The organism is Rhodopseudomonas sp. BR0M22, from assembly GCF_010907035.1.
Lineage (GTDB): Bacteria > Pseudomonadota > Alphaproteobacteria > Rhizobiales > Xanthobacteraceae > Rhodopseudomonas.
The window spans coordinates 1-15,269 of the sequence record NZ_QUMK01000078.1 but is presented as its reverse complement, the minus strand read 5'-3'; the positions used below and the strand labels follow the sequence as shown (position 1 = coordinate 15,269).

At 66.0% G+C, this 15,269-nt stretch carries 12 protein-coding genes; 9 read left to right on the top strand and 3 right to left on the bottom strand.

The window, feature by feature from the left end:
• Positions 1-67 precede the first annotated feature (67 nt).
• The gene (locus DY468_RS21130; protein WP_164607059.1) at positions 68-1,576 is read left to right on the top strand and encodes a glycosyltransferase family 39 protein; all 1,509 of its coding nucleotides are present in this window, start codon (positions 68-70) and stop codon (positions 1,574-1,576) included.
• A gap of 37 nt (positions 1,577-1,613) precedes the next feature.
• On the opposite strand, the gene DY468_RS21125 is transcribed toward DY468_RS21130, so the two are convergent.
• The gene (locus tag DY468_RS21125; protein ID WP_164607057.1) at positions 1,614-3,869 is read right to left on the bottom strand and encodes a TonB-dependent receptor; all 2,256 of its coding nucleotides are present in this window, start codon (positions 3,867-3,869) and stop codon (positions 1,614-1,616) included.
• 407 nt (positions 3,870-4,276) lie between these two features.
• A complete protein-coding gene (locus tag DY468_RS21120) occupies positions 4,277-5,104 on the bottom strand; it encodes a uracil-DNA glycosylase (RefSeq protein WP_164607055.1) in 828 nt (275 codons plus the stop codon).
• Positions 5,105-5,306: 202 nt separating this feature from the next.
• Between DY468_RS21120 and DY468_RS21115 the strand changes: the two genes are divergently transcribed.
• From DY468_RS21115 to DY468_RS21105, 3 genes are all read left to right on the top strand, one after another.
• Positions 5,307-6,965, top strand: a complete 1,659-nt coding sequence (locus tag DY468_RS21115) for an electron transfer flavoprotein-ubiquinone oxidoreductase (RefSeq protein ID WP_164607053.1) — start codon at positions 5,307-5,309, stop codon at positions 6,963-6,965.
• Positions 6,966-7,254: 289 nt separating this feature from the next.
• The gene (locus DY468_RS21110) at positions 7,255-9,036 is read left to right on the top strand and encodes a tetratricopeptide repeat protein (protein ID WP_164607051.1); all 1,782 of its coding nucleotides are present in this window, start codon (positions 7,255-7,257) and stop codon (positions 9,034-9,036) included.
• Between the two features lie 106 nt (positions 9,037-9,142).
• On the top strand, positions 9,143-10,042 hold the full coding sequence (locus DY468_RS21105; RefSeq protein ID WP_164607049.1) for a 4-(cytidine 5'-diphospho)-2-C-methyl-D-erythritol kinase: 900 nt from the start codon (positions 9,143-9,145) through the stop codon (positions 10,040-10,042).
• A gap of 125 nt (positions 10,043-10,167) precedes the next feature.
• Here the strand turns inward: DY468_RS21105 and DY468_RS21100 are convergent, their stop codons facing one another.
• Entirely contained in the window at positions 10,168-11,178 is a 1,011-nt protein-coding gene (locus tag DY468_RS21100) for a polyprenyl synthetase family protein (protein ID WP_047307221.1), read from the bottom strand.
• 205 nt (positions 11,179-11,383) lie between these two features.
• On the opposite strand from DY468_RS21100, the gene DY468_RS21095 reads away from it, so the two are divergent.
• The 5 genes from DY468_RS21095 to DY468_RS21075 all read left to right on the top strand — a co-directional run bounded on the left by DY468_RS21095 (position 11,384) and on the right by DY468_RS21075 (position 15,207).
• Positions 11,384-11,611, top strand: coding sequence for a putative signal transducing protein (locus tag DY468_RS21095; protein ID WP_164607086.1), 228 nt, complete (start codon positions 11,384-11,386; stop codon positions 11,609-11,611).
• Positions 11,604-12,383, top strand: a complete 780-nt coding sequence (locus DY468_RS21090; RefSeq protein WP_164607047.1) for a tRNA1(Val) (adenine(37)-N6)-methyltransferase — start codon at positions 11,604-11,606, stop codon at positions 12,381-12,383. Before DY468_RS21095 ends, DY468_RS21090 begins: the two co-directional genes overlap by 8 nt.
• 245 nt (positions 12,384-12,628) lie before the next feature.
• Positions 12,629-13,531 (top strand): S49 family peptidase, encoded by a 903-nt coding sequence (locus tag DY468_RS21085; RefSeq protein WP_164607045.1) that lies wholly within the window; start codon positions 12,629-12,631, stop codon positions 13,529-13,531.
• Between the two features lie 117 nt (positions 13,532-13,648).
• Positions 13,649-13,837: a hypothetical protein gene (locus tag DY468_RS21080; RefSeq protein ID WP_164607043.1), complete on the top strand. Its 189-nt coding sequence runs from the start codon at positions 13,649-13,651 to the stop codon at positions 13,835-13,837.
• A gap of 422 nt (positions 13,838-14,259) precedes the next feature.
• The gene (locus tag DY468_RS21075; protein ID WP_164607041.1) at positions 14,260-15,207 is read left to right on the top strand and encodes a glycine--tRNA ligase subunit alpha; all 948 of its coding nucleotides are present in this window, start codon (positions 14,260-14,262) and stop codon (positions 15,205-15,207) included.
• Positions 15,208-15,269: the final 62 nt, after the last annotated feature.

Here is a 15,269-nt window from a genome sequence, read left to right as displayed (position 1 = left end):
CGGCCGCGCGGTTGCGCGTGCGGCCGGCGGGCTCTATCACGGTCGGACCGAATTTCGCTGGTCCCACATGCGCTTCGCCTCACTGATCGTCGAATTGATCCGCGCACGGCCGCTGCTGGTGTTCTGGCTGGTGGTGAGCGCCCAGGCGCTGCTGTGGATCCTGGTCCCGACACTGTTCTACGCCAGTCCGCCTGGCGATGTCGCGATGGTGCTTGCCTATGGCCGCGAGTATCAGGTCGGCACCGATCTTGGTCCGCCGCTGGCATTCTGGCTCGCCGACATCGCCTATCGGGCGGCAGGCGGCCATATCATCGGCGTCTACGTGCTGGCGCAGCTCTGCTTCGTCGTCACCTTCTATGCCTTGTTCCAGCTCGCGCGTAGCATGGTCGGTCCGCAATACGCCGTGGTCGCGGTGCTGCTGACTTCCACCATCACTGCCTTTGCCGGCTCCGGCGTCGAGTTCGGCCCGCTGATCCTGGCCCGCCCGCTCTGGGCATTGGTGCTGTGGCATGGTTGGCAGGTTGTCGGCCAGCACCGTCGTGCGGCGTGGTTCGCACTGTCGATCGAGATCGGTCTGCTGCTGCTCACCACGGTGGCCGCACCGGCGCTGTTGCTGTTGCCGCTCGCCTTTGCGCTCGCCAATGCGCGCTGCCGCCGTGCCTTGATCTCGCTCGACGCCGTGTTCGCGATCCTGGTGATTGCGGTCCTGGCGCTGCCCTATGCGGTCTGGCTGCTGCGCGCCGATCAGTTCGCGTGGCCGCCGCTCCCGCCAACGGCGGAACTCGGGAATCGCGCGCTGCTGGGCCTCGAGCTGTTCGGCGGTCTGGTGGTCTCGCTCGCGGGCGTCGCATTGCTGGCGGTGCTGAACATCGGCCGGTTCTCCCCCAAGCCTCACGATGCGCCGATGATCGCGCGACCCGCAGTCGATCCGCTGGCGCGGCAGTTCGTCTATGTGTTCGGGCTGGCGCCGCCGATCGTGGCCAGCGTTGCGGCAGCGGTGTTCGGCCTCGGCCACGTGGTCGGCGGCGCCGGGGTCGTACTGGTGCTCAGCGGTCTCGCGGTCATGATGCTGATCGGCGATGTGCTGTATCTGCACCGCCAGCGGCTGCTGCGCTCGGCCTGGGCGGCGCTGATCGCGGCACCTGCGGTCGCCGTCATCCTCACCGTGGTGGCGCAGCCCTGGCTCAGCAGAACCGAGGTGCCGACCTCGCTGCCGGCCAGGCAGATGGCGCAGTTCTTCGCCGACAGTTTCGAGCGCCGCACCGGCAAGCCGTTGCCGGCGGTGGCCGGCGATCCTCAACTCGCGACGTTGATTGCCCTGGCGCCGTCGCGCCCGCATCTGTTCCTCGACGCGACGCCGGCGCGGACGCCGTGGATCAAGCAAAGCGAGTTCGACCGCCAAGGCGGTGTCGTGGTGTGGCGTGCGGCCGACACCGCCGGTAAGCCGCCGGACGATATTGCACGGCGCTTCCCGGGGATCGTGCCGGAGCTGCCGCGAGCGTTCGACCGGATGATTTCCGGCCGTCAGCCGCTGCTGCGGATCGGCTGGGCGATCGTGCGGCCGAAGGCACCGTAGCCGGGCCATGGCCCGGTGCCGCCGGCTCTCAGCCGCCTTACAGTTCGACGTCCAGCGACACCAGGTAGGTTCGCGGCGCGCCGAGCGCCATGGTGCCGAACGAGGCCACGCCGGCCCAATAATCGGTACCGGCGACGTTCTGCACGGTTCCGCGCAGCGTCGTCTTGCGGCCCTCGATCATGGTGACGTAGCGCACGCCGAGATCGACGCGGGTCCAATCCGGCAAGACTTGCGTGTTGCTGTTGTTGACATATTGCCGGCCGGTGTAGACGACGGTTCCGACCAACGTCATCGCTCGCAGCCCTGGCAGATCCCATTCGCCGGTAAGATTGACCTGCGTGGTCGGCACGCCGATCGGCGTCTTGCCGAGATTGGCGGCGGTCGCGGTCCTGGTCACTTCGGCGTCGAACAGCGTCACCCCGCCGACCGCGCGCAGGTGCGGCGCGATCTCACCAAACACGGAGAATTCGGCCCCGCGCACCCTCTGCTCACCCCCCGCCGAATAAACGCCGGCGTTCAGCTCGCCATTGGGCTTGGTGATCTGGAATAGCGCGAAGGTCGTGCCGATGCGGCCGAGATCGAGCTTGACGCCGGTCTCGTATTGCTTGGTCCGGTACGGTGCCAGAACTTCGCCGACGTTGGACGCACCGATCGGTGCGACGTCGCCACGGCTAAGCCCTTCGATGTAGTTGGCATAGACCGACAGGTGTTCGATCGGGCGGATCACCAGACCGGCCATCGGCGTGGTGGCGGACTGGTCGTAGGAGGTCGTCAGCGCGCCGGTCGTGGTGGAGTAGTTGTGCGAGATCACCTGCTGGCGGCGGACGCCGAGCGTCAGCATCAGGCGCTCGTCGAGCACCGACATCGTGTCGGCGATCGCATAGCCGTTGAGGCGGGTGTCGGACAGCCGCGGCTTGAACGCCGGCACCGTATAGGTCTGCTCCGGCTGCACCAGCGGCGCATAAAGGTTCGACAGATACGACTTCCCTGATGGGAACGCGCGGTACTGCTCGTCCTGATAATGCGATCCCTGAACGGTGACCGCATGGTGGACGAATCCGGTGTCGAACTTCGCCCGCACTCCGCCGTCGAAGGTGAAGCGATCGACGTCGAGGTTGTAGTACTGCGCTGTCGTCGAGGTGTCGCCGCGGCTGTTGAGGATGGTCGGCAGCCCGAAGAACCGTTCGGCGTTGGTCTTGGAGCCGCCGACATTTCCAAACACCGTCACCGAATCGGTCAGGTCGAATTCGTTCTTCCACAGTGCCGAGGATTCTCGAATCCGCGACCATTCCCAGGTCTGCGTCAGGTTGTTGCTACCGACCGGCGCGGGCGGCACCGCGATGCCGCTGGTTGTGAAGAACGGACGAACTGGCGCGTTGATGTGCTCGTTCTGGGTCAGCGCATAGATCCAGGTCCGATAGCGCTCGCCCTGATAGTCGAAGGCGAGCGACCCGACCTGCAACCGGTCGGTCTGATGGTCGATCGCGGTGTCGCCGCCGCCGAGCTTGCCGGTGAACCGCAAGCCGAATTCGCGCTGATCGCCGAACCGCCGCGCGACGTCGAGATTGGTGTAGGCGAAGCCCTTGGACGCGTAGCCGACGCCGATCCGGCTGAGATCGGATTCGGCCCGTTTCGGCACCACGTTGATCACGCCGCCGACGCCGCCGTTCGGCGAGACGCCGGACAGCATCGCCGCGGGACCTTTGAACACCTCGATCCGGTCGACGTAGTCGTTGAAGATCCGGAAATTCGGCGCGATGCCGTAGACCCCGTCGAACGCGACCTCGCCGGCCGTGCCTTCGGCGATCGGAAAGCCACGGATGTAAAACGAGTCCACCATGCCGCCCACCGGGCTGGTGACCCGAACCGAAGGGTCCAGCAGCATCGCGTCGGCGACGGTCGCCGCCTGCTGATTACGGATCGCCTCGTTGGTGTAGCTCGCCGTCGCGAATGGCGAGCGGAAGGTGTCGGTATTGCCGAGCATGCCGAGCAGGGCTCCCCGCGCGACCTGACCGCCGGCGAACGCCGCCGGCCGGTCCGACGCCGATGATCGGCTCGCGGTTCGGTCGGGCGCAGGCTGCGGCCTCGCGGCCGCCGCGCGTGCCCGTGCAGCCGTCCGCGCAGCGCTTCGGCGCGGCGCGAGCGCGGGCTTGCTGCGCGCCGTGCGCGGCGCATCGACCGTGACGGACGGCAGCGTTTGCGCGCTTTGGGCGTGGCTGGACGTGGGGCTGGCGGCCAGCCATACGCTGAGCACGACGAGGCTCGCGCCGCCGAGAGCTCGACAACGGGACATCGGGAATCCTGACGCGGCGGGTGCGCCGCTTTGGTTGGAGGCGGGCCTGTTAGTTGCGGCGTTGCCGCAATTATTTCGCGGGCATCTCGACCGTGATCACGGCATTGCCGGGAGTTCGGCCGCAGCGAATGTCAGCGACGAGGGCCGAGTAAGCGCATCGCGAGACGATTGAGTACGGTGTCGATGATACGGAATCTCCTCGTCGGCCGACGGACAGTCGAGGAGCTTGCTGATCGTTGCGACATCGTTTCCATATCTTGCTCCCCGGTACTGTGGTGCTGGATCACCCACCGAAGGTCAACCGAACGTGGAGCAGAATAGATAGCTTCTATGTAGTCGCGCTCTGGGTGTGGTGAGACGTTCAGGTGCCGTTGACGTGTGGCGACGTCGCCGCCGGCGATGCGATCTCAAGCCGAGATTGCGGCGAGGGCGGTCGCGATCGCTCGCAGGTCTTGCCAGGCGAGCCGTTTGTAGGTCGGCTGCCGCAGCAGGTAGGCCGGGTGCAGCGTCGGCAGCGCGCGGATCGTGCGCAGGCCAGTGTCGTAGTCGAACCACCGGCCGCGGGTCCGCATGATGCCGTCGCGGGTGCCGAGCAGCGCCTGGGTCGACGGGTTGCCGAGCGTGACCAGCAGGTCGGGGTTCACCAACTCGATCTGGCGCTTGATGAACGGCAGGCAGATCTGAGTTTCCTGCGGGGTCGGCGTGCGGTTGCCCGGCGGCCGCCACGGGATCACGTTGGCGATGTAGACCTTGCTGCGGTCGAGGCCGATAGCCGCCAGCATCAGGTCGAGCAGTTTGCCGGAGCGGCCGACGAACGGCAGTCCCTCGATGTCTTCGTCGCGGCCGGGGGCTTCGCCGACCAGCATCAGCTTCGCCTGCGGATTGCCGTCGGCGAACACCAGTTGCTTGGCGGTCCCGCGGAGTGCGCAGCCGTCGAACCGCTGCATCAAGTCGCGAAGAGCTTCCAGCGTCTGGGCGGTTGCGGCCGCCTCGCGGGCCGACACGATCGCGGCGTCCGGCGTCGGCGGCGCCGTCCGCGGTAGCTCTACGCTCGGTTGCGTCTGTAAGGCTGGCCTGACGCTGCGTCGCGGCTCTGCGGCCTCGCTCGCCGTCGCCGGCTCGGGCGCATCGTCGAGCATCCGGTTGACCGGATCCTCGGCCAAAGCGCAATCCACCCCCGCGTCCATATAGAACGCGAGCAATTGACGCAGAGTCGGCGCGGGATCGGGGATCATGCGAGATGGTTTACCGTGGATGCGTGTCACAGAACAGCGGCGAGGGATCAGGTTTCATTCCGCAGTGCGAAACCAATTTTCGCAGCAACAACCGCGACGCTGGAAAGATGAGGCAGCCGGTACATTTGGGTGGTTGTTCTTCTTCTAAAAATGCGAAAGAACACCCCTGGAAACGTTCCCGAGAGTCCTGCGAGAAAAAACGATGAGTGACGAAACGCTGCCGCCCCGCGAATCGATGGAATTCGACGTCGTGATCGTGGGTGCCGGCCCCTCGGGACTGTCAGCCGCGATCAGACTGAAGCAGATCAACCCCGAGTTGTCGGTGGTGGTCGTGGAAAAGGGCTCCGAGGTCGGAGCTCATATTCTGTCGGGCGCGGTGATCGACGTTTCGGCGCTCGACCGCCTGATGCCGAGTTGGCGCGAGGACGAGAGCTGCCCGCTGAAGACCCCCGTCGAAGACGACCACTTCTACGTCATGACGGCGTCGAAAGCGCTCAAGGTACCGAACATCATGGTGCCGCCGATGCTCGACAACCACAAGAATTTCATCGGCTCGCTGGGTGATCTGTGCCGCTGGCTCGGGCCGAAGGCCGAGGAACTCGGTGTCGAGATCTATCCCGGCTTCGCTGCCACCGAAGTGCTGTACGGCGACAATGGTGAAGTCCGCGGTATCGCCACCGGCGACATGGGCATCGGCCGTGACGGCCAGCCGAAGGATTCCTACACCCGCGGCATGGAATTGCTCGGCAAGTACACGCTGTTCGCCGAAGGCGCGCGTGGCAGCCTGTCCAAGCAACTGATCGCCAACTACAAGCTCGACAAGGACTCCGATCCGCCGAAGTTCGGCATCGGCCTGAAGGAAATCTGGCAGGTCGAACCGTCCAAGCATCGCAAGGGCCGGATCGCGCACTCGTTCGGATGGCCGCTCACCAACAACGTCGGCGGCGGCTCGTTCCTGTATCATTACGGGGACAATCTGGTGGCGGTCGGCTTCGTCGTTCATCTGAACTACGACGATCCTTATCTGTCGCCGTTCGAGCAGTTGCAGAAGTTCAAGACTCATCCGTCGGTGGCGCCGACCTTCGAGGGCGGCAAGCGGATCTCCTACGGCGCCCGCGCCATCACCGAAGGCGGCTGGCAATCGGTGCCGAGGCTGACCTTCCCGGGCGGTGCGCTGATCGGCTGCGCCGCGGGCTTCGTCAACGTGCCGCGCATCAAGGGCGTGCACAATGCCATCGGCTCCGGCATGCTGGCCGCCGAGCACGTCGCTGCGGCGCTGGCCGAAGGTCGCGCCAATGACGAGGTGAAGAGCTACGAAGAGTCGTGGCGCGAGTCGCCGGTCGGCCGCGACCTGTTCAGGATCCGCAACGTCAAGCCGCTGTGGTCGAAGTTCGGCACCGCGGTCGGCGTGGTGCTGGCCGGGTTCGAGATGTGGTGCTCGACGCTCGGTTTCTCGGTGTTCGGCACGCTGTCTCACGGCAAGCCCGACCGCTCGACGCTCGATCCGGCGAAATCGCACCAGCCGCACAACAATCCGAAGCCGGACGGCAAGCTGACCTTCGACCGGCTGTCCTCGGTGTTCCTGTCGAACACCAATCACGAGGAAGACCAGCCGGTGCACCTGAAGGTCGCCGACATGCAGTTGCAGAAGACCTCGGAACACGATGTCTTTGCCGGCCCATCGGGCCGTTACTGCCCGGCGGCGGTGTACGAATGGGTCGAAGAGCCGACCGGTCCGCGCTTCGTGATCAACGCCCAGAACTGCGTGCATTGTAAAACCTGCGACATCAAGGACCCGAACGCCAACATCACCTGGGTTCCGCCGGAAGGCGGCGGCGGCCCGAATTATCAAGGGATGTGACCGCGCGGCTTTGGCCTCGCGGTTTAGCCGGGTGTGTTTGACCGCGTGTGTTTGACCACGCGTCCGTGAGCGGCGGCGAGGCGATACCTCGCCGCCCGGCCACGTTCCTGCCATGTTGCCACCGTCTCAATTGACCCGTCCGCCGTCGGCGCACGCGCGGGGCTGCGGCGCTGTGCGCCAGCGGCCCGATCCTTGCGGTGGAGCGCCAAACGCGGCATTGTCGTGAATGCGATGCTGCCGGCTCGGCGGCCGGGCCAACCGAGCCTTTTCCTGGAGCTAGGCAACCTTGATGCTTTCCCTTCGAAGCCGTCGATCGATGATCGTCGCCCTCGCGCTGGCGGCGATGCCGATCGCCGGACCGGCGCTGGCGCAGACACCGGATCATCCCGCCGATAACGCGGCGCAGTTTCCGACCAGCCAGGACCTGCGGACGATGACCACCGCAGGCAGCTATCTGGCGGCACGCCACGCCAGCATCGAGCGCGACGCGGCCTCCGCGGCGGCGTTCTATCGCTCCGCGCTGCGCACCGATCCGAAGAACAACGAACTGCTCGATCGCGCCTTCATCTCCTCGCTCGCCGAGGGCGACATCGAGGAAGCGGTCAAGCTCGCCGATCGCGTGCTGAAAATCGACAAGTCCAACCGGGTTGCGCGGCTGGTGATCGGCATTCGCGATCTGAAGACCAAGAAATATTCAGCGGCTGTGCGCAACGTGAACCAGTCGGTGCGCGGACCGATCACCGATCTGGTCGCCACGCTGATCTCGGGCTGGTCGATGTATGGGGCCGGCGACGTCAAGGGCGCGGTCGGCAGCATCGACAAGCTGGCCGGGCCGGAATGGTATCCGATCTTCAAGGACCTGCATTCCGGCATGATGCTGGAGCTGGCGAACCGCCAGAAGGACGCCGGCGAGCGGCTGGAGCGCGCCTACAAGCTCGACGATTCGGCGCTGCGGGTGGTCGAGTCCTATGCGCGCTGGCTGTCGCGGAACAAGAGCGACGCCGAGGCGCTCGCGGTGTATCAGGCGTTCGATAAGAAGCTGCCGCGTCATCCGCTGATCGAGGACGGCATCCGCGAGGTCAAGGCCGGCAAGAAGCTGCCGCCGCTGGTCGACAGCCCGCAGGCCGGCGCCGCCGAAGCGCTGTACGGCATCGGCGCGTCGCTGACCCGTCGCGGCGGTGAGGATCTGGCGCTGGTGTATCTGCAGCTCGCGCTCTACCTCGAACCGAACCACGCGCTGGCGCTGCTGGCGCTCGGCGATCTCTACGAGTCGGTGAAGAAGCCGCAGATGGCGATCAAGGTGTACGAGCGCGTGCCGGCGTCCTCGCCGCTGAAGCGCAACGCCCAGATCCAGCTCGCCACCGATCTCGACGCCTCCGATCGCAGTGAGGAGGCGATCAAGATCCTCAAATCGGTGATCGCCGAGGACGGCAAGGATCTCGAAGCCATCATGGCGCTCGGTAATATCGAGCGCGGCCGCAAGAAGTTCGCCGATTGCGGCGAGACCTATTCGAAGGGCATCGACGCGCTCACCGGCGCCGAGAAGAACGCCTGGGTGTATTACTACTTCCGCGGCATCTGCGAGGAGCGCTCCAAGCAGTGGCCCAAGGCCGAGGCCGACCTGAAGAAGGCGCTGCAGATGCAGCCCGAGCAGCCGCATGTGCTGAACTATCTCGGCTATTCCTGGATCGATCAGGGCATCAACCTCGACGAGGCGATGACCATGATCAAGCGCGCGGTCGATCAGCGGCCCGACGACGGCTACATCGTCGACTCGCTCGGCTGGGCGTATTACCGCATTGGCGACTACGAGAACGCGGTGAAGACGCTGGAGCGGGCGATCGAGCTGAAGCCCGAGGATCCGACCATCAACGATCACCTCGGCGACGCCTATTGGCGCGTCGGGCGCACCCTCGAAGCCAAATTCCAGTGGGCGCATGCGCGCGACCTCAAACCCGATCCGGAAGAGTTGCCGAAGATCGAGGCCAAGATCGCGAACGGCCTGCCCGATGAGGACAAGGCGTCGGCGGCATCCGCCGACAAGAAGAAAGAAGACGGCAAGGGCGGCTGAGCGCGTCGCGATCGGCGTCGTGGCGCGGCTCCGCAGCCGCGCCTAAAAGGGGGGTGGAGCTTCGGTTCGAATTCGATCAGAACCGCTGCTCCAGGAGACGATTTCCGTGACTGACGGTTCTGCGACGACACTGCGCGACGAGGCCCGCGCCAAGGTGAACCTGACGCTGCGCGTGGTCGGCCGCCGACCCGACGGCTACCATGAGCTGGACAGCGTGGTGGCGTTCGCCGATTGCGCCGACCGCTTGAGCCTGCAGCCGGGGCCGACCTTGAGCCTCACCACCATTGGCCCCGGCGCGCAGGATTGCGGCGACAGTGCCGACAATCTGGTGCTGAAGGCGACCCGATTACTCGGCGAGCGGGTGCCGAACCTGATTACCGGCGCCTTCACGCTCGACAAGCATCTGCCGGTCGCGGCCGGCATCGGCGGCGGCTCGGCCGACGCCGCGGCGGCGCTGCGGTTGCTGGCGCGCGTCAATGATCTTGCGGTCGACGATCCGCGCTTGGTCGAGGCGGCGCGGCTGACCGGTGCCGATGTGCCGGTGTGCCTGCCGTCAAAGCCTTGCATCATGACCGGCGTCGGCGAAAACCTGTTGCCGCTGCCATTGCCGCGGATGCCGGCCGTGATGGTCAATCCGCGGGTGCCGGTGGCGACCAAGCACGTGTTCGCAGCGCTCGGCCTGAAGCCGGGCTCGCTGACGATCGGCGCCACCGACGTCCTCGCTGCACCGACCTGGCCGGAAGCCGGCGCTCCGCTCGCCGCTTGGATCGCGGCGCTCGAGGCCGGCACCAACGATCTCGAACCTCCCGCTCTGAAGGTCGAGCCGGTGGTCGCCACCGTGCTGGAAGCGCTGCGCGGGACCGCCGGCGTTCAGCTCGCGCGGATGTCCGGCTCGGGCGCGACCTGCTTTGCGCTGTACGCCGATGATGCCTCGGCGCACGCCGCCGCCGACACGCTGCGCGCCGCGCAGCCCGGCTGGTGGGTGCATGCCGGCAGCTTGAGCTGACCGCCGCTTCAGCGGCAGTCATCCGGGTGCGCGCGCAGCGCCAACCCGGGATCTCGCAGTTCAGAACATCTCAGGATTCCGGTTCGCCGCTGCGCGGCGTCCGGAATGACGGTGCATGGGCAGGCTCAGTGCGAGCGGGCCAGGCAGAAGGCGACCACCTGCTCCAGCGCCGTCTTCATTGGCGAGGAGGGGAATAGCGCCAGCGCGTCGACTGCCATCGCGCCGTAATGATGCGCGCGCTGGATGGTGTCTTCGAGCGCCCGGTGCTTGGTCATTAGCTTGATCGCCTGATCGAGGTCGGCATCGGAAATCTCGCCGCGCTCGAGCGACTTGATCCAGAATTCGCGCTCGGAATCGTTGCCGCGTCGGAACGCCAGCACCACCGGCAGGGTGATCTTGCCCTCGCGGAAGTCGTCGCCGACATTCTTGCCGAGCTTGGCGGCCTTGCCGCCGTAGTCGAGCACGTCGTCGATCAGCTGGAACGCGATGCCGATGTTCATGCCGAACGAGCGGCAGGCCGACTGCTCCGGCTTCGGGCGGTTGGCGATCGCCGGACCGACTTCGCAGGCGGCGGCGAACAATTCGGCGGTCTTGCCGCGGATCACCGCGAGGTATTCGTCCTCGGTGGTCGCGGTGTTCTTGGCGGCGGCGAGCTGCATCACCTCGCCTTCGGCGATGGTGGCGGAGGCCGACGACAGAATGTCGAGCGCGCGCAAGCTGCCGACCTCGACCATCATCCGGAACGCCTGGCCGAGCAGGAAGTCGCCGACCAGCACGCTGGCCTCGTTGCCCCACAACATCCGCGCCGACTTTTTGCCGCGGCGCATTTCGCTCTCGTCGACGACGTCGTCGTGCAGCAGCGTCGCGGTGTGCATGAATTCGACCGCGGCGGCGAGCTTGATGTGGCCGTCGCCGGTGTAGCCGGTCAGATTCGCCATCGCGAGCGTCAGCATCGGCCGCAGCCGCTTGCCACCCGACGAGATCAGGTGGTTAGCGACTTCAGGAATCATGGTGACGTCGGAGCCCGTCCGCGACAGGATGGTGGCGTTGACCCGCTCCATGTCCGCCGCAACGAGTTCGACCAATTGGTCGATCGAGGCGGTCGAGGGGCCCTCGAAGGGTACGATTACGGCCACGCTGGGTCTCCAAATTCCGGGGACGGATGCGGCGAATCTGCTCGCTTCATCCGCGCCTTGGTCTCATCGAAGCGCCGGCCGGCTCGACCATTCCGCGCCTCATTGCGGTTCCCTCTATAGCATGGGAACGACCCTGCAACGAGGCGATCGAGCCCCCGCAATGGTCGGCGCGAGCTATAATGCAGGGACGACAGGAGAGGCAAGGTTGCGAGAACTGCTGCGGACCAACGACGCGGTACTGCTTTCGGCGGTAGGCGCGCTGCTCGATGGCGCCGAGATCGATCATTTGGTGCTGGACCAGAACATGAGCATTCTCGAGGGCTCGCTCGGGGTGATCCCGCGCCGGATCTTGGTGCACGACGACGATCTGAATGCGGCGCGACGGCTGTTGACCGACGCCGGGCTCGCGCACGAACTTCGGTCCGATGGCTGAGCCGGTCGATGCGGCTGCGCAGAGCACCACGGAAGACGGCTTTCTCGGTGGCCGTCTTCGGTTGCGGCAACCTGTTACCGGTCATCGTGCCGGTCACGACGCCATTCTGCTCGCGGCCTCGACTCGGGTGAGAGCCGGCTACCGGGTGGTCGAATTCGGCACCGGGGTCGGCGCTGCCGGACTGGCGGTCGCCTCTCGGGGAGAGAGGATCGTCCCGGCGCTGGTCGAGATCGATCCCGATCTTGCTGCGCTCGCCCGCGACAACGTGCGGCTCAACGAACTGGCGGCCGAAGTCGTTTGTCTCGACGTCACCGGCCCGGCCGAAGCGTTCGCGGCGGTCGGCCTCGGTCCTGACAGCGCCGACGTGGTGCTGATGAACCCGCCGTTTCACGATGCCGCCCGGCATCGCGCTTCGCCCGATCCGGCCCGGCAGAGGGCGCATCTGGCCACCGCGACCACATTGGAAGCTTGGGTTCACGCGGCGCGGCGCCTGCTCAAGTCGAGTGGGACGTTGACGCTGATCTGGCGGGCGGATGGCCTCGCCGATGTGTTGGCGGCACTGGATCGCGGCTTCGGCAGTGTGATGGTGCAGGCCGTGCACGGTCAGGCCGACAAGCCGGCGATCCGCATTCTGGTCCGTGCGACGAAAGGCGGGCGGGCGCCGCTGATGCTGTTCCCCAGCCTGCTGCTCAATGACTCGTCATCTCAGCCCAGCGCAATGGCGCAGGCAGTGCTGGCGGGAGAACAATTGCTCCCGCTGGGGCAATTCTGACCTGCGGCTGGGCAAAAACTGCGCAGCGCGGCCTACTGCGGCTGCGGCCCTTCATGCTTGGCGGGCGTCGTAGTGACGTGAACAGCCGTCAAAATCGCTCCGATCAACAGCATCAGCAGGTAAATTTTCATTGGTCCCTCCGCTGCGGCGTTGCAGCCTCGTCCCTATATGAATCCTCCGTTGCAAAACATGTTCCATGCCTACCAAATGGTGATACCCGCGATGGTCGACAATAGGATGAAGCGATGAGCGATGCTGCGATCAGCGGTCGCAGCGAGCAGGGCTGGCTGGCCGGTCTCGGCAAATGGATTCCGGCGCGCTTTCGCCGGGACATTCCGGTGGTGCCGGTGGTCCGTCTGTCGGGCACGATCGGCGCGGTGACGCCACTGCGGCCCGGACTGACGCTTGCCGGAGTCGCCAAGCTGCTCGACCGCGCGTTCTCGACCCGCAACGCCAAGGCGGTGGCGCTGGCGATCAATTCGCCGGGCGGCTCGCCGGTGCAGTCGCGGCTGATCTACTTGCGTATCCGCGCGCTCGCCGCCGAGAAGAAGCTGCCGGTCTACGCCTTCGTCGAGGATGTCGCCGCGTCCGGCGGCTACATGATCGCCTGTGCGGCCGACGAAATCTATTGCGACCCGTCTTCGATTCTCGGCTCGATCGGCGTGGTCGGCGGCGGCTTCGGCTTCCAGGAGCTGATCAGGAAGATCGGCGTCGAGCGCCGTCTCTACACCGCCGGCGAACGCAAGGCGCAGCTCGATCCGTTCCTGCCCGAAGACCCGCAGGAGGTCGCGCGGCTGAAGTTGCTGCAGCAGGAGATCCACGCGCTGTTCATCAGCTTGGTGAAGGAGAGCCGCGGCGCCCGGCTGAAGGGCGAGGAGGCGCAATTGTTCACCGGCGAGTATTGGGCCGGCGCCACCTCGGTGTCGCTCGGCCTTGCCGATTCGATCGGCGATCTGCGCGCGGTGCTGCGCGGAAAATTCGGCGACAAGGTTCGCACCCCGCTGATTTCGCCGCCGACCGGCCTTCTCGCCAGCCTGACGCGCAAATCCGGCGGGGCGGAAGCCGCGCTCGACGGCGTCGCCGCGCTCCCCGAAACAATGATTACGGCGCTGGAAACCCGGGCGATCTGGGCCAAATACGGCTTTTAGGCGATGCCGGCGGCGCGGCGGCCGCGCCATTTGGTCCCGTCAGCGTGAGTTGCGAGTGATCACCCACTGAGCGAAGATGCAACAGAGGCGTGACGCGACTCAAGGAGAGGTTGGACCATGCCGCCGCTGCTCGTATTGGCTGGAAGTTTGGCCGGCATCGCCATGGTGCGGTGGGCCTTCCGTACCGCCGGGCGTGTGAATCAGGAGCTCGAGGTCGCTCGCGCCACGATGTTCGCCGATGCCGATCGCACCGAGCTGCCGACGTTGCGGCTCGATCCTGTCACCGGCGCCTATCGGCCGGGCTGAACCGGCCGCCCGCCTGACCTGTTCGATCGGTGATTTTGGAATCGGTGCGCCGGCCCGAAGGGCGGGGCATCACCCATCGGACCGGCGCGCAACCTTGGAGGTTGCAAACTTAAGAGCGGCCGAGCGATCCGCTCAGCAGCGGCGCGACCACCAGCACGACCAGCACAGCGCTCACCGTTTGAAAGGCTGTCATTTCGGCTCCCTGTCGTTTCGGCGACGGCTCCTCGGCCGCGCGCCATCTCCCTGGAGGCCGATGGTTACCCATCAGTTGCTAACGAATTTCAGCTTTTACAGACCGCTTAGGCTGGTGGTTAAGGAGGCGTTAACCGGCGATTTGGCCCGTCCGTCGCCTTGATTTGCCGGGGCGCGGCCGATACGGTCCGGCCGCTTTTCCGAAAACCCTTGCGAATCCAAAGCCGATCATGGACCCGACGCCTCCGCACATGCGCCCGGAACGCTCGTTCCAGGGCCTGATCCTGACGCTGCAGCGTTTCTGGGCCGATTACGGCTGCGTCATCCTGCAGCCCTACGACATGGAAGTCGGCGCCGGCACCTTCCACCCCGCCACCACGCTGCGCGCACTCGGCCCCAAGCGCTGGAACGCGGCTTACGTCCAGCCGTCGCGGCGGCCGAAGGACGGCCGCTACGGCGAGAACCCGAACCGGCTGCAGCACTACTATCAGTTCCAGGTCATCCTGAAGCCGTCGCCGCCGAACATCCAGGACCTGTATCTGCAATCGCTGGCCGCGATCGGGGTCGACACCGCGCTGCACGACGTGCGCTTCGTCGAGGACGACTGGGAAAGCCCGACGCTCGGCGCCTGGGGCCTCGGCTGGGAATGCTGGTGCGACGGCATGGAAGTCAGCCAGTTCACCTACTTCCAGCAGGTCGCCGGCGTCGAATGTTCGCCGGTCGCCGGCGAACTGACCTACGGCCTCGAGCGGCTGGCGATGTACGTCCAGGGCATCGACCGCGTCTACGACCTCAACTTCAACGGCCGCGACGGCGACGACAAGGTCACCTACGGCGACGTCTTCCTGCAGGCCGAGAAGGAATACTCGAAGCACAATTTCGAGGTCGCCGACACCGAGATGCTGTTCGAGCAGTTCAAGATGGCCGAGGCCGCCTGCAAAAAGTATCTCGACGCCGGCTGGGTGATGTCCGCCGATGGCGGCAAACGCGAAGCCCACGCCATGGCGCTGCCGGCCTACGACCAGTGCATCAAGGCGAGCCACGTCTTCAACCTGCTCGACGCGCGCGGCGTGATCTCCGTCACCGAACGCCAAAGCTACATCCTCCGCGTCCGCGAACTGGCCAAAGCCTGCGGCGAAGCCTGGGTGCATACCGAAGCGGGACGGGCGGAGACTTAAAGCACGGACTAATCACCCTCCCCTGGAGGGGGAGGGGCGCTCGCATAGCGAGCGGGGTACAC